The organism is Bacillus sp. FSL R5-0422 (genome assembly GCF_038610765.1).
Classification (GTDB): domain Bacteria; phylum Bacillota; class Bacilli; order Bacillales; family Bacillaceae; genus Bacillus; species Bacillus pumilus_O.
On record NZ_CP152014.1, the window covers coordinates 2,519,188 to 2,535,791 of the forward strand.

The 16,604-nt window shown below is 41.9% G+C and carries 15 protein-coding genes; 5 read left to right on the forward strand and 10 right to left on the reverse strand.

The features are described 5' to 3' along the window. Positions 1 to 65 precede the first annotated feature (65 nt). Positions 66 to 1,184: a sporulation integral membrane protein YtvI gene (gene ytvI / locus MKX52_RS12855; protein WP_144469191.1), complete on the forward strand. Its 1,119-nt coding sequence runs from the start codon at positions 66 to 68 to the stop codon at positions 1,182 to 1,184. A gap of 25 nt (positions 1,185 to 1,209) precedes the next feature. On the opposite strand, the gene MKX52_RS12860 is transcribed toward ytvI, so the two are convergent. The 7 genes from MKX52_RS12860 to dnaE form a co-directional block, all read right to left on the reverse strand. Continuing rightward, positions 1,210 to 1,599: an FxsA family protein gene (locus MKX52_RS12860; protein ID WP_342490818.1), complete on the reverse strand. Its 390-nt coding sequence runs from the start codon at positions 1,597 to 1,599 to the stop codon at positions 1,210 to 1,212. A gap of 103 nt (positions 1,600 to 1,702) precedes the next feature. Beyond that, entirely contained in the window at positions 1,703 to 3,463 is a 1,761-nt protein-coding gene (gene pyk / locus MKX52_RS12865) for a pyruvate kinase (protein WP_342490819.1), read from the reverse strand. A 27-nt stretch (positions 3,464 to 3,490) separates the two neighbouring features. After that, positions 3,491 to 4,450, reverse strand: coding sequence for a 6-phosphofructokinase (gene pfkA, locus MKX52_RS12870; protein ID WP_119125715.1), 960 nt, complete (start codon positions 4,448 to 4,450; stop codon positions 3,491 to 3,493). 341 nt (positions 4,451 to 4,791) lie between these two features. Beyond that, positions 4,792 to 5,769: an acetyl-CoA carboxylase carboxyl transferase subunit alpha gene (gene accA / locus MKX52_RS12875; protein ID WP_003216264.1), complete on the reverse strand. Its 978-nt coding sequence runs from the start codon at positions 5,767 to 5,769 to the stop codon at positions 4,792 to 4,794. Further along, positions 5,754 to 6,629: an acetyl-CoA carboxylase, carboxyltransferase subunit beta gene (gene accD / locus MKX52_RS12880; protein WP_012010866.1), complete on the reverse strand. Its 876-nt coding sequence runs from the start codon at positions 6,627 to 6,629 to the stop codon at positions 5,754 to 5,756. Before accD ends, accA begins: the two co-directional genes overlap by 16 nt. 304 nt (positions 6,630 to 6,933) lie before the next feature. Beyond that, entirely contained in the window at positions 6,934 to 8,166 is a 1,233-nt protein-coding gene (locus tag MKX52_RS12885; RefSeq protein ID WP_003216785.1) for a malic enzyme-like NAD(P)-binding protein, read from the reverse strand. 141 nt (positions 8,167 to 8,307) lie between these two features. Then, positions 8,308 to 11,643 (reverse strand): DNA polymerase III subunit alpha, encoded by a 3,336-nt coding sequence (dnaE, locus tag MKX52_RS12890; protein WP_342490820.1) that lies wholly within the window; start codon positions 11,641 to 11,643, stop codon positions 8,308 to 8,310. Positions 11,644 to 11,780: 137 nt separating this feature from the next. On the opposite strand from dnaE, the gene MKX52_RS12895 reads away from it, so the two are divergent. The 3 genes from MKX52_RS12895 (at position 11,781) to MKX52_RS12905 (ending at position 12,917) form a co-directional block, all read left to right on the forward strand. Continuing rightward, entirely contained in the window at positions 11,781 to 12,122 is a 342-nt protein-coding gene (locus MKX52_RS12895; protein ID WP_012010868.1) for a YtrH family sporulation protein, read from the forward strand. Then, positions 12,119 to 12,622 carry a sporulation membrane protein YtrI gene (gene ytrI, locus MKX52_RS12900; RefSeq protein WP_012010869.1) on the forward strand — a complete coding sequence of 168 codons (504 nt, stop codon included), beginning with the start codon at positions 12,119 to 12,121 and terminating at the stop codon, positions 12,620 to 12,622. The genes MKX52_RS12895 and ytrI overlap by 4 nt, the downstream gene beginning before the upstream one ends. 109 nt (positions 12,623 to 12,731) lie before the next feature. Further along, positions 12,732 to 12,917: a hypothetical protein gene (locus MKX52_RS12905; protein WP_003216400.1), complete on the forward strand. Its 186-nt coding sequence runs from the start codon at positions 12,732 to 12,734 to the stop codon at positions 12,915 to 12,917. A 50-nt stretch (positions 12,918 to 12,967) separates the two neighbouring features. On the opposite strand, the gene MKX52_RS12910 is transcribed toward MKX52_RS12905, so the two are convergent. Next, positions 12,968 to 13,909, reverse strand: coding sequence for a bifunctional oligoribonuclease/PAP phosphatase NrnA (locus tag MKX52_RS12910; RefSeq protein ID WP_044139298.1), 942 nt, complete (start codon positions 13,907 to 13,909; stop codon positions 12,968 to 12,970). Between the two features lie 147 nt (positions 13,910 to 14,056). On the opposite strand from MKX52_RS12910, the gene MKX52_RS12915 reads away from it, so the two are divergent. Next, a complete protein-coding gene (locus tag MKX52_RS12915; RefSeq protein WP_003216665.1) occupies positions 14,057 to 14,359 on the forward strand; it encodes a YtpI family protein in 303 nt (100 codons plus the stop codon). Between the two features lie 67 nt (positions 14,360 to 14,426). Here MKX52_RS12915 and MKX52_RS12920 read toward each other — a convergent pair whose 3' ends face one another. Then, the gene (locus tag MKX52_RS12920; RefSeq protein ID WP_012010872.1) at positions 14,427 to 15,749 is read right to left on the reverse strand and encodes a CBS domain-containing protein; all 1,323 of its coding nucleotides are present in this window, start codon (positions 15,747 to 15,749) and stop codon (positions 14,427 to 14,429) included. A gap of 147 nt (positions 15,750 to 15,896) precedes the next feature. Continuing rightward, the gene (locus MKX52_RS12925) at positions 15,897 to 16,580 is read right to left on the reverse strand and encodes a metal-dependent hydrolase (protein ID WP_012010873.1); all 684 of its coding nucleotides are present in this window, start codon (positions 16,578 to 16,580) and stop codon (positions 15,897 to 15,899) included. Positions 16,581 to 16,604: the final 24 nt, after the last annotated feature.

Here is a 16,604-nt window from a genome sequence, read left to right on the forward strand (position 1 = left end):
TCATATTACTAATCTTTTTGAATAAAATGAAGTATCGGACATGCTTGTTTTTTGGAGGGGATTGTGTGAATCACACCTATATGGCCATTTTTCTACGAAGTTTGATGATGATCAGCATTGCTGTATTTGCGGTTGTCTTTTTATATCAGTCTTTTCCTTTTTTATACCCTTTTTGGATTGCACTCATTGTCTCCTGCCTCATTCACCCTGTCGTATGCAAAATAGAAGAGATCACCGGAATGCCGAGAGGATTCGTTGTAGTCATTGTACTACTGCTCTTTTTAGTAGTAGCCGCCGGTTTCATCACACTCTTAGTAGCTGAAATCATCTCAGGAAGTGCTTATTTGGCAAAGGTTCTACCTGGACACCTTGATCAAATCATTGGGATTGTCGAACGTTTTTTTACAGATAAGATCCTGCCTTTGTACCATGATGTAACCGCCCAATTTAATACGCTGCAAGCAGGGCAAAAGGAATCAATTTTGGGACAAATCCAAGCGCTGGGCGATGAAGCTGCTGCAAAAATAGGGACTTTTCTTTCAAAAACTCTCGAGCTTATCCCGGCTTTTTTAGGTCTTTTGCCTGATGCAGCCGCAACCCTTTTGTTTTCTGCACTGGCGACTTTTTTTATTACGAAAGATTGGTTTACATTAAAAAAATATGGTTCTCGTATCTTTCCCGCAAAATGGATGCAGCATACACGAGCCATTTTATCTGAAATCAAAAAAGCCATTACTGGTTTTATGAAAGCGCAGCTTTTGCTTGTTGCCATGACCATTGGCCTTGTCATCATTGGACTGATGATCTTAAAAGTCGAGCACGCCCTTGTCATTGCTTTATGTATTGGGTTTGTCGATTTACTTCCTTATATCGGGAGCGGCACTGTTTTTCTGCCATGGATCATTTACTCCGCCATGACAGGTAACCTTTCACTCGCCATTGGGCTCGGCATTTTATATATTGTCGTGCTCATTCAAAGACAAATTTCAGAGCCAAAAGTCTTAAGCAAATCCATTGGACTTAATCCTTTAGCTACGCTCGTGGCGCTATTTGTCGGGTTAAAATGGTTCGGTTTCCTTGGACTCGTCATTGGCCCTGCCTCCCTTGTCGTGTGGCAAGCATTTCGTAATGCAGGTGTTTTCAGCGATATCTATCAGTACATTCGGTACGGCATGCAAAAGTAAAAGAGACCTTTAGTTCAAGGTCTCTTTAGCGAATAATTGTATAGCGATTGCGATTAGACATGTTTCTAAGCCAGCGTTCAAAAAGCGGCTTGATTTGCTTTCTCGTCATCGGAATGAGCAGCAGCGCACCGATGATATCCGATAAGAATCCGGGGATGAGCAGCAGCAGACCACCGATTAGAATGCAAAAACCATCAACTATCGTTATCCCTGGCATTTTGCCATATTGTAAATCTCTTTGCACTTTTTGAAAAGCTTCAATTCCTTGTTTTCTTGCAAAATAAGCGCCTAAAGCACTCGTGAGTACGATCAACAGCATCGTTGGCAAAATGCCAATGATTTTACTTGATATTAGAAATAAACTGATTTCCACGGCAGGGAACAGAATTAATAATAGTAGCAAATATTTTTTCAAGCCATATCACCTCATGGGGTATCTTTCATCGAAAACTGTTTTACTTTTTTTAGTGTAACATAAAAAAAGAGAGGAGTCAGACAACTCCCCTCGTGTGTATCATTTATAGGACGCTTGCACGACCTTTGTAGATCGCTCCGCGTGCCGGATCTACTGTAATTTCTTCGCCTTCTTTTAGGAGTGTTGTAGCTCCATCAAGACCTACAATCACTGGAATGCCAAGGCTGAGTCCAACGACTGCTGCATGGCTTGTTAAGCCGCCTTCTTCAGTGATCAAGGCAGATGCTTTCTCTAAGGCACTCATCATATCACGATCTGTACAATTTGCGACAAGAATCGCACCATCGTACATTTTTTCTTCTGCTTCTTTTCCGCTTTGTGCAATGACAACCGGTCCAAATGCAGATTTACGGCCAATTCCTTGACCTTTCGCAATGATGTCACCGACAACATACACTTTCATTAAGTTTGTTGTACCTGTTTCACCAACTGGCACACCAGCTGTAATAACGATTAAATCGCCATGTCTCACGTAGCCTGTTTCAATCGATTTCTCAACTGCATTCTCTAGCATTTCATCCGTAGACGTCGTTTTTGATCCACTCTTTGCAAATACACCGAATACAAGAGATAGCTTTCTTGCAACTGATTCGTTTGCTGTGACTGCTACGATTGGTGCTTTTGGTCTATATTTTGAAATCATTCTCGCTGTATGACCGCTTTCCGTAGGTGTCACAATCGCTGCAACGTCAAGCTTCATCGCTGTATGTGCAACAGATTGACCAATGGCATCAGTAATGCTGACATCTACTTCTTCGCTTCTGCGAGAAAGAATGGCTTTATAGTTGAGTGCATCTTCTGAACGTGATGCAATGTTATGCATTGTTTGTACAGCTTCCACTGGATACGTTCCTGCTGCTGTTTCACCAGAAAGCATAATCGCATCTGTGCCATCAAAAATAGCATTTGCCACGTCACTTGCTTCCGCACGAGTTGGACGAGGATTACGCTGCATGCTATCAAGCATTTGGGTTGCTGTGATGACAGGTTTGCCTAAGCGATTGCATTTTTTGATGAGCATTTTTTGAACAAGCGGTACTTCTTCTGCTGGGATCTCTACACCAAGATCTCCACGCGCAACCATTAATCCGTCTGATACCTCAAGGATTTCATCGATGTTATCAACACCCTCTTGGTTTTCAATCTTAGGAATGATTTGAATGTCAGCCGCATTATTCTTTTCAAGAAGCTCACGAATTTCAAGAACATCAGAAGCTCGTCTCACAAAAGAAGCTGCGATGAAATCGACGCCTTGTTCAATTCCGAACAGAATATCATTGGCATCTTTTTCTGTAATACCTGGCAAGTTCACACTTACACCTGGTACGTTTACACCTTTTTTGTTTTTGAGCGTGCCTGTATTCATGACCTTTGTGACGATTTCTTTGCGGTCCATGTTCAGTTCTTTCACTTCTAAACCAATGAGACCATCATCTAAAAGGATTGTTGAACCCACTTCTACATCATGAATCAAATCTTCATATGTCACACTAATTTTTTCCGTATTTCCAACAATGTCTTCCATACTTACGATGAGATCTGCACCAGCGACTAGCTCAATTGAGCCGTTTTCAACTGTACGTGTACGGATCTCTGGACCTTTTGTATCAAGAAGGATCGCAATGTCCTTGCCTAATGTTTTCCCTGCTTTACGAATGTTTTCGATGCGTGCACCATGCTCTTCAAAATCTCCATGAGAGAAGTTTAGTCTGGCTACATTCATTCCTGCTTCAATCAATTCAGTCAGCTTTTCAATGGTTTCACTTGCTGGACCGATTGTACAAACGATTTTTGTCTTTCTCATTACTGTTCCTCCTAAGGTCTTCTCGTTTTATATAGAGAGCTCTTGTGAAAGTCGGTACATATTTTGATCGACTGTATGTTTTTTATCTAAGATATCTAAAATATCATGGTGAACGAGTTCGTTGCTTAAAATACCTACACAGCGTCCGCCTTTTCCTTCAAGAAGAAGTTCTACTGCGTATGCTCCTAAACGGCTTGCGAGTACTCGGTCAAACGCACTTGGAGAACCTCCGCGCTGAATATGTCCTAAGACAGATACACGGGTTTCAAGGCTTGTCTCCTCTTCAATCCGCTTACCAAATTCAACACCGCTGCCTACGCCTTCTGCGACGATGATGATACTGTGCTTCTTGCCGCGCTCGTGCCCTCTTCTTAATCTCGCGATAATTTCATCCATGTCATAGTCTGCTTCAGGAATCAAAATCGATTCGGCTCCGCCTGCAAGACCTGACCAAAGAGCAATATCACCAGCATGTCTTCCCATTACTTCCACTACGTATGTACGTTCATGAGATGTGGCTGTATCACGAATTTTATCAATGGCGTCAATGACTGTGTTCAGTGCTGTATCAAAGCCAATAGTGAAATCAGTACCTGGGATATCATTGTCGATTGTACCCGGGACACCTACACATGGAAAACCGAGCTCCGTTAATTTCTTTGCTCCCATGAATGAACCGTCTCCGCCGATCACAACAAGTCCTTCAATACCGAATTTTTTTAAGTTCTCAATGCCTTTTTCACGACCTTCAACTGTCTTGAATTCAGGGCATCTTGCCGTGTAAAGTTTTGTTCCTCCACGATGAATGATATCGCCAACTGAACCTATTTCAAGTTTCTCAATTTTACCGTTAATTAGACCTGAATATCCATTATAAATACCGTAAACTTCAACATTATGGTAAATTGCTTTCCTTACAACTGCGCGCACAGCTGCATTCATTCCTGGGGAATCCCCACCGCTCGTTAAAACTCCTATACGCTTCATCTTTTTCACCTCAGAGACCATATATGAATTAAACATACCATTTCCACTGCTTGAAAACAATCATGAGCAAAACAGGATGTTTTCAATTTGTATTTCTAAAACCGTCCTTATTATACAATTAAATAAACCGTTTTTAAACAAAAGTTAAGAAAGTCATGAAAGCAATTCTTTCAAAAACGAGGAGGTTCCATTCCTCAAAAGCCCACCGCATCAAGGTTTTCAGACGTTTTAAACTTTATGAAAACAAAAGAAAATTATTTTCAAATAGCGCTTACATGAGGACGGTTTTCATGAAAAAAGATGAAAAAAATAAACGCCAGCCAAAAAGGCTGTACGTTTATTTAGTTTACCCCAATATATTGATTTTCAACCGATACTTTCCCGATTGCTTTGTATTTTTGATATCTTTGTTCGACTAGTTCTTCAGGTGTTAGTTTGAGCAAAGATGTAAGTGACTGTTTTAATGTTTTTTCAATGTAGGCTGCTTGTTGTTTCACGTCTCGATGTGCTCCACCTTGCACTTCTTTAATAACATCATCTATAATATCTAATTCTTTTAGGTCTGGAGCCGTAATCTTCATTGATTCTGCAGCTTTTTTCGCAAGTGATGAGTCCTTCCAGAGCAGTGCTGCTGCACCTTCAGGTGAAATCACTGAATACGTTGAATTCTCTAGCATGTATAGGTGGTTTCCTACGCCTAAGCCTAGTGCGCCGCCACTTCCGCCTTCTCCAATGACAATACAGACAACCGGTACACGAAGTCCTGCCATTTCGAATAGGTTTTTCGCAATTGCTTCACTTTGCCCACGTTCTTCAGCTGCTTTACCAGGATAAGCTCCTTTTGTATCAATAAAGCAAATGATCGGACGATTAAATTTATCTGCTTGTTTCATCAAGCGCAGCGCTTTACGGTAGCCTTCTGGATGAGGCATTCCGAAATTACGGCGCAAGTTTTCTTTTGTATCTTTACCGCGCTGATGGCCAATCACTGTAACAGGAAGCCCTTTAAACGTGGCAATTCCTCCAACGATCGCTTCATCATCGCCATAAAAACGGTCACCGTGACACTCGAAAAAGTTGTCAAACAGCTCTTGAATGTAATCGAGAGTTGTTGGGCGCATCGCATGACGAGCAATCTGTACTCTGTCCCACGGCTTTAAATTTGTATAAATGTCTGCTTCAAGTTTGCTCAGACGTGTTTCAAGACGCTCAATTTCTGCACTTAAATCCATTTCTGAGTTTTGTGTGAACTTTTTCAGTTCATCAATTTTCGCTCGAAGTTCAATGACAGGTTTTTCAAATTCTAGTTCTCCAGCCACTCTCGTTCACCTCCTGTGCTGTGTAATGCTAAGATTCGGCCTAATGTTTCTTTCATCTCTGCACGATGAATGACAGCATCCAGCTGTCCATGCTTCAGCAAAAATTCAGCCGTTTGGAAGTCCTCTGGCAGGTCTTCACGAATTGTTTGTTCAATGATTCTACGACCTGCAAACCCAATTAAAGCACCAGGTTCTGCAAAGTTGTAATCACCAAGAGACGCGAAACTAGCTGATACTCCGCCAGTTGTTGGGTTCGTCATCACAGAGATAATCAAACCTTGGTCCTCACTGAACAGTTTTAATGCTGAACTTGTTTTTGCCATCTGCATAAGACTGAGAATTCCCTCTTGCATTCTCGCTCCGCCTGATGCAGTAAAGATGATAAATGGCACCTTGTCCGCTTTTGCTTTCTCAATCGCAAGTGTGATCTTTTCACCAACAACTGAGCCCATGCTACCCATACGGAATGTGGCATCCATGACAGCAATCACAGCACGCTTGCCTTCAATTTCACCTTGACCTGTGACAATGGCTTCATTCAAAGACGTTTTTTCTCTGTCTTTCTCAAGCTTTTCTTCGTAGCCTGGGAATCCGAGCGGGTTTTCTGAGATCAGGTGCCCGTTAAATTCTTCAAATGTGCCTTCGTCAACAAGGCTGTCAATACGCTGTTTTGCATTCATTTGCAAATGTCGGCCGCAATTCATGCAAACACGTAAATTTTTATCTAGTTCTTTGGTGAGCATTATTTTTTTACATTGCGGACATTTGGTCATGATGCCTTCAGGCACATCTTGACTTGCCTGTTCAGAGGGTACAGATGCATATTTTTTCTTTTTACTGAAAATATTTTTGATTGACAAATGACTACCTCCCTTTTTGAAGGGTTTTTTCTTTACACGCACATCCACTATTATAGGACATGTCATAACTGTACCGAAACTATTGTACTTTTTTTGTCAAACGCTGTCATCCTTCATTCAATTTTTTCAGTGGGGAATTGATGAGAAATGAGTATGTGTTTGGGGCGCTGAGCAGTTGATATATGTGAATTGTGAACGTCTACAAAAAAATATCATGTCGGATGAAAAATTTTTCGCGTATGAGAGGAAATGGTGCACGTCTTTCCTCCAATTTCAGAAAGAACGTGCACACTTTTCCAATTGATTATTCGCCGATAATCGTTAATTTTCTTGTTTTTTCAGCGACTTCTTCTGGGTCGACTTTGATTCTTGCAACGCCAGTTTCCATTGCTGCTTTTGCTACTGCTTTTGCTACCGCTGGTGCTACACGTGCATCAAATGGTTCTGGGATGACGTATTCAGCTGACAATTTATCATCTGAAACAAGAGAAGCAATTGCTTCTACGGCTGCAATTTTCATTTCTTCGTTAATGTGAGTTGCACGTACATCTAATGCTCCGCGGAAAATGCCTGGGAATGCAAGTACGTTGTTTACTTGGTTCGGGAAGTCAGAACGGCCAGTTCCTACAACACTTGCGCCTGCTGCATGTGCATCTTCTGGCATAATCTCTGGATTAGGATTCGCCATTGCGAAGATGACAGGATCTTTTGCCATTTTGCCAACCATTTCTTTTGTTAAAGCGCCCGCTACTGAAACTCCGATGAAAACGTCAGCGCCTTCAATCACTTCTTCTAATGAACCTTCTTTACGGTCTTGGTTCGTGAATTTAGCTACTTCATTTTTCACTGCATTCATACCGTTCGGGCGGCCTTCGTAAATTGCGCCTTTTGTATCACACATGATGATATCACGTACACCGAAATGATATAGAAGCTTGATAATTGCAATTCCCGCGGCTCCAGCGCCGTTTGCTACCACTTTGATAGAGGACATTGATTTTCCAGACAGTTTCAGCGCATTTACAAGTCCTGCTACTGTCACAATCGCTGTTCCGTGCTGATCATCGTGGAACACTGGAATGTTTGTCTCTTTTTTCAAGCGCTCTTCGATAATGAAGCAGTTTGGAGCTGCAATATCTTCAAGGTTGACACCGCCAAACGTTGGCTCAAGAAGCTTGACTGTTTCAACGATTTTGTCAACATCGTTTGTCGCAAGCGCGATTGGGAAGGCATCAACGCCAGCGAAGCTTTTGAATAATACAGCTTTTCCTTCCATTACTGGAAGAGATGCTTCTGCACCAATATTTCCAAGCCCTAAAACAGCGCTTCCGTCTGTGACAACAGCGACCATATTGCCTTTCATTGTATAATCATACACTTTGCTTGTGTCGTCATAAATATCTTTACATGGTTCTGCAACACCAGGTGAGTAAGCCAAGCTCAAGTCTTTCGCATTTTTCACTTGTACTTTTGATTTTGATTCAAGTTTGCCTTGATTCTCTTTGTGCATATGTAATGCTTCTTCTCTTAATGACATGTGATGAACACTCCTTCAAGTGGAAAATGATTTAATGAATTGCTAAGTTGATAAGCACATACTGGCAGTTTTAAATACACAGAATCTTTAAAATGATAACACAATAGGTGAATTTGTAAAACATATTCAGGCGATTTGTCATCATTTAATCACAACGTTTTGTTCACCGAGCAGCTCTTTTAATTGGAAAATGACAGCATGATCTGCATGAACTTTGAATGCATCTGGAAGTCTCACTGTCTTTTTTTGCTTCTCATAGTACAAATAGACATCTGCTCCTCCGCTGTGCATCGAGATCACCCGTTTTACTTGCTCTAGCAGCTCCTGCGTATGATTTTCTTCTTTCACCCGAATGTAGACAGACTCTTTTCTTTGTATACCCATCTCTTCAAGTAGAACGGCTTCTTGCACGATGATCTGACTGCTGTCATTTCTGACATCTATTCTGCCTTCAACATAAAGCATTGCGCCCTCCTCAAGTAAGGGGGACAGCTTTCTAAATTGCTCTGGAAAGACAACGCCTTCCATTTCTCCCGTTTCATCCCCAAATGTCACAAATGCCATCGACTGTCCATTTTTTGTTCGAATCGATTTCACTTTTGTCAAAAGACCACCCATTGAGACCTTTCGCTTTATATAGGAAGAAAGCCTGATGATCTCCAGTGCACCATTCTCTCTTAAGCGATCTCGGTACGCTTGTACAGGATGATTTGATAAATATAGTCCAAGTGCCTCTTTTTCAAATTGCAAGAGATCGACAAGCGGCAATTCTTCTATCTCCGCATATTTTGGCTTAATGGAGAAGGTTGTATCCCCCAGAAAGTCGAGCTGATCATCTGGATTTAAAAATGACACATGATCTAATGCAATATCTATTGATGCCAATAACGAAGCACGATTTGGATAAAGCTCATCCATCGCCCCTGAAAAAATGAGCGCTTCAATCGTTTTTCGGTTGACACTCTTAGCTGATACTCTTGCGCAAAAATCAAATAAATCTTCAAACGGCTTTTCTTGTCTTGCTCTGTATATATCCTTTACAGCTGACACTCCGACATTTTTGATCGCTCTTAAGCTGTAGCGGATCTCCCCTTTTTCAACCGTAAATGGAAATTCACTCTTATTAATAGAAGGCTTCAACACAGATATCCCTTTTTCCTTTGCCTCATAGAAATATTGAGCGACTTTGTCTTCATTTCCAATCACACTCGTTAAAAGTCCGCACATAAAATATAACGGATAATGCGCTTTTAAGTAAGCAAGCTGAAAGCCAATCATGCTATATGCAACAGCATGGCTTCTATTAAAACCATAGTTTGCAAATTTGACGATTAAGTCATAAACGTCATTTGCAATGTTAACAGGATACTCCTTTTTTAGGCATCCTTCAACAAAATGGCTCCGCTCTTCATCAAGAACCTTTTTATCCTTCTTTGAAACTGCTCTTCTTAATAGATCTGCCTCGCCCAGCTGAAAGCCTGCCATCTTCGCTGCAATTAGCATAATTTGCTCCTGATAGACAATGACCCCATAAGTGTCTTTTAAAATGTCATACAAATCAGGATGCGGGTAAGAGACCTTGACTCTGCCGTGCTTTCGGTCGATAAAAAGCGGGATATTCTCCATTGGACCTGGACGATAGAGGGCATTGACTGCCACGATGTCTTCTAAACTAGAGGGCTTTAAGCGTCTCAGCACCTGACGCATTCCTTGTGATTCAAGCTGAAAAATCCCTGTTGTATCTCCTGCTGATAACAATTCAAATGTTTTCTGGTCTTCATATGAAATGTCACTAAAGTTAATGTGGACGTTTTCCTGTCTTTCAATCTGGTTTTTAATGGATTCAATTAAGGTTAAGTTTCTAAGTCCTAAGAAATCCATCTTTAAAAGTCCAAGATCTTCTAAATAATTCATCGCATACTGCGTTAAATACACACCATCATGGCCGTCTTGTATGGGAACGACCTCTGTCAGCGGCTCCTCGCTCAGCACAACGCCGGCTGCATGTGTCGATGTATGTCTTGGCAAGCCTTCTACCTTTAAAGCAGTTTGAAAGACTTGGCTGAGTTCTTCGGACTGCTGGAGCATCGTTTTTAATTCAGAAGATGCAGTCAACGCTTCTTTCAGCGTCGTTCCTGGCTTTGATGGAATCAGCTTTGCAAGACGGTCTGCTGCCTTTGAATCAATCCCCATCACACGTCCGACATCTCTTAAAGCTGCTTTTGCTGCAAGGGTTCCAAACGTGACAATTTGCGCCACATGCATGTTTCCGTATTTGTCTTTTACATAAGAAATGATTTCATCTCTTCTCGTATCGGGGAAATCAATATCAATATCAGGCATACTAATTCGCTCAGGATTTAGGAAACGCTCAAATAATAGCCCGTGACGGAGCGGATCAACATCCGTAATAAACAGTACATAGGCAACAAGTGAGCCTGCAGCCGATCCCCGGCCCGGCCCTGTGACAATGCCTTGGTCATGGGCATACTTCATAAAATCCCACACGATGAGAAAATAATCACTGAAATTCATTTTTTGGATAATGCTCAGTTCGTACTCAAGTCTTTTCACATACGCGTCATTTGAAGCAATCTTTCTTTGCTTCATCCCTTCCGCACACACTTTGCGTAAAAATTGATCTGCTGTGGATTGATCAGGGGTCGGATAAGATGGGAGTTTTGTCTGCCCAAGATTCAGATCGACTTCACAGCGGTCTGCGATCTCTACTGTTCTTGTCAGTAGCTTCGGATCCTGCGTATACCATTCCTTCATTTCATCAAAGGTTCTGAAATGCTTTTCTGCTCGGTCTTCCTCAACCTCAGGTAGCTGCTTTCCTTCTTTAATCGCCTTTAAACACGTATAGGCGGTTTTATCTTCCAGGTTGATGTAGTGGACATCTCCTGTCGCAACAAGAGGAATGTCCACACTTTTTGAAACACCCCTCAGTTTAGCGACAAGCGATTCGTCTTGCTGAAATGGTTGAAGTGCGATGTACACATGCCCCTCACCGAAAATATGTTTCAATTGTTTCGCCGCATGATGCGCTTCTTCTATCTGATCATGCTGAAGCAGCGTTTCAATGTACCCAGAAACACCTGGCGTGATGGCAATGAGCCCGCGGTGATAGCTTTTCAGCCATTTCTCTTTCAGTCCGGCTTTTGATTTTGATTTCAGCACACTGCTGATTTTGATCAAGTTTTGATAGCCTTCATTGTTTTTGGCAAGGAGTACCAAGGGATAAGCCTCTGTCTCTTGTTCATCTATGAAGACAGAAGCTGTTAAACCGATGACCGGCTTGATGTCATGTTTTTTACATTCCTTATAAAATTCAACCGTTCCATACATCACATGGTCATCGGTAAGAGCGAGCGCCTTGTAGCCAAGTTCTTTTGCTTTCAGCACGAGCTCCTTTACTTTTGCTGCACTGCTTAATAAGCTGTATCCACTGTGGACCTGAAGATGAACATAAGACATGCTTAATCCACTCCTTTCGTCTAAAGTCATTCTTTCATTATAAAACGCGATGCGATGAGAAACAAATGTTCTTTCTTTTCTGTCCGTTCATACTTGTCCTGCACACGCCATATATTGAATTGAGTGAGGTGGACAAAATGGATGTGAAGGAAGCTTTTATTCCAAATTTTATTAGCTGTTATTTTATTGCACTTGGGGTCATTTTGGGGGGTGCCATTATAGGCGGTGTTGGTGCTTATTTGGCTGGTCAGCCGCCTTTATCCATTATTACGAGTCTTGCCAATCGTTTAAAGATTTGGGCGCTTGTCGCAGCTATCGGCGGAACGTTTGATGCTGTTTATAGCTTTGAAAGAGGCATTTTTGAAGGGAACACGCGTGATATTTTCAAGCAGATTTTATTAATTGTCTCTGCCATGGGCGGTGCGCAAACGGGTTATCTCATTATCACGTGGCTCACCCAGGAGCATGTGTCATCATGAGGGTGCCGGAGCTTTACAAACGTCCAGGCTGGCAGCGTTTTTTTGCAGGAATGATGTTTGGCGCGATTGTGAGCTGGCTCATTTTCCTTTTTACATACGGAACCTTTCAGGAAAAGCAGGTGACATTGCTGAGAAGTCAGCAGCACCATATGAACAGTCTGAAAGAACAAATCACACTCTATCGGGAAGATTTGCATAAGTTAAATGAGGATAATAAAAAGCGACTGCTGATCCAAAGCGTAGATGTCCATCTCGTCAATCGTGAGCAATATAAAATCCCTGAGCCAGATACGCTAAAATTTGAAGATCAGGTCAAGGAGGATATCTCAGAGGTTATTACAAAGGATATTGAAAGTGTCTATAAAACAAAGGAATTATTAAAACGCACGGTCGAAAACAAAGAATATACCATTCGGGAAAAGGCATACCGCGCCAAAGTGACAGAGCTGACGATTTATACGAAGCTTTCACTTGAAGTGCGCATTTCATTTGCTGAATAAATGATCATGTGGAATTTTTATGAATTTCTGCACTCAATGATCGCTTTTCCCCCTTAATTTTTATACACTAAAAGTAGAACGAGATCTAAAACAGAAAGAGGTGAGGACAATGGAGGTTTATAGCTATCGTCAAATGGCAAGAGACAAAGCAAGCCGGATCAAAGACGGCATGTGTGCTTATGCTGAGACAGAAATGATGGCTCATTTAATTAAAAAAGAATTAAAGCATCAAAATCTCCAAGCCTATGAAGATTCAACTGACATCGGCTGCTGGTTTATCCCTGTATGCAAGTAACCCTTTTCTCTATGACAAAAAAAGAGAGAGGGGACTTGAATCCCCCTCTCTCATGATGATGATTTACATACTTCTTCTAAATCACGCAAAATCTCATCTGCCACGGCCCAATCATAAATAGACGCTCCAGCTGCAAGCGGGTGGCCGCCGCCATGATATTTTTTCGCAATCGTATTAATGACAACGCCTTTCGAGCGGAATCTCACACGAATCTGATCATTTTCTTCCACAAAAAAGACCCATGCCTTAATCCCTGCAATATTTCCAAGTGTCCCAACAAGCTGTGAGGCTTGCTGCGCTGTCGTTTGGAACGATTCCAATATATCCTGTTTAATGAAAACAGAAGCGACCCCATTCTCTGACAAAGAAATATGTTGAAAAATATAGCCATTTAATTTCACGACATTCAGATCCGTCTCATACAATTGATTGAAAAGGTCTGAAGATGAGAATGGATATTCAATCAGTTCTCCAGCATATTTGAGCGTCTTTTTCGTCGTGTTTGGGAAAAGGAAGCGGCCTGTGTCTCCTACAATGCCGGCATAAATGAGTTCAGCCGCCTTTGTATTCAGCTGATATCCTTCTTCTTTCCCCTCTAAATATAATTCATAAATCATTTCGCTCACAGAGCTTGCCTCTGTATCCACCCAAAGCAAATCACCATACGGATCTTCATTTGGATGATGGTCAATTTTCATCAGCTTATCGCCCATTGAATAGCGCTGATCATCAATTCTTGCTTGATTGGCTGTATCGCAGACAATGACAAGGGCATCTTTGTACACGTCATCCGGCACTTCATCAAGTTCATACAAAAATGAAAGGGTTGGCTCCGGTGTTCCCGTCGCATAAATATTTTTTTCTGGATAGGTGGCACGCAAGATTTCCGTAAGGCCGCACTGTGATCCATACGCATCAGGATCTGGTCTTACATGTCTATGAATGATGATGGTGTCATATAATGATATGGTTCTAATCAGTTCTTTTTTCATAAAAACTCCTTCTTATCCGATACTCTTTTTATTATTAAATCATAATCTATCCTGACGGAAAAGTGAGGAATAGACAATTTATTCTAGTAAGCAAGCCTATTTACGTTTAAAATAGGGTTGTAACCACTTACAATGGAGGCTTGGCACATGCTTGTTTTGATTGTGTTTATTATTTGTTCTGCCATGTTTTATTTATACTACAAAGCAAAGAATGTCCGTACGAACCGCCCAGTCGAGAAGAAATTTTGGTCGGCGAAATCCAGTATGGCACTTGGCTGCTTTGTCCTGCTCTTCGGTGTGAATCAATTATTTTTAAACCGCTCGTCACTCGCATTTGTCATTGGATTTATTTTTGTTGCTGTCGGTATCGGCAGTACGTGGGCTGGATATAAAGCCTACAAGCATTACCTTCCGCTCTTTTTAAAGGAAGGCGAAAAAGATCACGCATAATAGGAGAGAAGGGCTAAAATGATGTTTATTTTAGCCCTTTGTCTTTTTCATCATCGTCCTGATACGATTATCCCCTCTCCATGAGCTGCACCATCAGCATGGCTTTACCGACGATATTCGATTGATGATAAACTTCCACTTCTAGCTTTCCAAACTTGCGGCCTACTTCTAAAATATTTGGCTTGATCTGTATCGTGGATTCCATTTGAACCGGTTTTAAGAAGTAGACAGAGAGACTTTCGACAATCAGCTCCCCTTTTTTATGAGACTTTAAGAAGCGGTTGGCGGATTCAATTAAAATTTGCGTGAACACGCCATATGAAATGTTTCCGAGCTGGTTTGTCATTTGTGGTGTGACCTCATATTGATACACGGCATCTGCCTTTGGCTTTTCTGTATCAGTCTCTTTAAACCCTCTTGAGACAACATCATCCAGTTTTTCTCCGACCTGTGGCTGCTTTTGAATCATTTGGAGCGCCTTCAGTACGTCCTGACGGCTGATCATTCCAATCAGTTTTGCATAATCGTCTACAACTGGCAGCACCTCAATACCTTCCCATACCATCATTTGAGCAGCAGAAGCAACAGAGGTTTTGCCAATGACTGTCAGCGGGTTTTTCGTCATGACCTTTTCAATCGGCGCGGAGCGGTCATGCCCCGCGATATCCTTTGAGGTGAGAATGCCGTGAATCTTCATTTGGTCATCTGCGACCGGAAAGCGGCCATGGCCAGTTTCATAGTTCTTTTCATACCATTTTTCAAGCTTATCATCTGGTGATAAATACACCGTTCGTTCTATCGGCGTTAAAATATCTTCCACAAGCACGATCTCTTTTTTTATGAGTTGATCATAAATAGCCCGGTTAATGAGTGCTGCTACGGTAAATGTATCGTAGCTTGTCGATAAGATCGGCAGCTCAAGCTTATCTGCGAGCTGAATGATTTCATCATCTGTTGAGAATCCGCCTGTAACCAGCACAGCTGCCCCTGCCTCTAATGCTTGTCTGTGGGCATTAATCCGATTTCCGACAATTAGCAGGTTGCCAGCTGCCGTATAGCGCATCATCGCATCAAGCTCCATCGCTCCGATGACAAATTTGTTTAATGTTTTATGTAAGCCTGCTCGTCCTCCAAGCACCTGTCCGTCAATGACATTGACCACTTCTGCATATGTCAGTTTTTCAATATTTTCTTTTTTCTTCTGTTCAATTCGAATGGTACCAACTCGTTCAATGGTACTGACGAATCCTTTATTTTCGGCATCCTTGATGGCCCGGTAAGCGGTCCCTTCACTCACTTTCATTTCTTTCGCAATACGCCGGACAGAAATTTTCTCTCCGACATCTAATGAATCAATATACGATAAAATTTGTTCATGCTTTGTCGCCAATCCCGTTCACCCTTTTTGTTTTCAGCGTTTTCATCTAACTTTCATTATAAGGGCAGGAGGCTTTTAATAGCAATTTGTCTTTTTTTCAGCACGATACGTGTAAATAAAAAAACCGGCATTTCGAGTGCCGGCTTTTTGCGATGTTGATTAAATCTCTATCGATTGTCCGCTGTTTAACACATGTCCGACGCCGCCATGCAGGCTGTCTGCAAATGCATGTGGGTCCTGCTCAATCGGCGGGAATGTGCTGTAGTGAACTGGCACGACTTGCTTCGCTCGAAGCCATTCGGCTGCGATTCTTGCATCGTCCGGTCCCATCGTGAAGTTATCACCGATCGGAAGGAATGCAAGCTCAATATGATTCAGTTCCCCGATCAGCTTCATATCTGAAAAGAGTGCAGTGTCTCCGGCATGATAAATCGTTTTGCCCTCTGCAGTAAATAAAATACCTGATGGCATGCCTGTATACGTAATCGTTTTGGCATCTTCATCAATGATAGCAGAACCATGGAACGCTTGAGTGAGCTTCACTTTACCAAATTCAAATTCCCGTCCGCCACCAATCGAAAGCGGGTGCGTTTTCACCCCTTGCCACCCTAAATAAGTGGCAAGCTCGAATGGCGCAATAACGAGTGCGTCATTATTTTTGGCGATTTCAATGGTGTCACCGATGTGATCTCCATGCCCATGCGTGAGCAAAATGACATCCGCTTTGACATCTTGCGGTTTGATATCTGTGTGCTTATTTCCATTTAAAAATGGATCAATCCAAATATGGTATCCGTTTGTTTCAATGTGTACGACTGAATGTCCGTGATATGTAGCTTTCATGTGAGTATATCCACCTTTCGAATT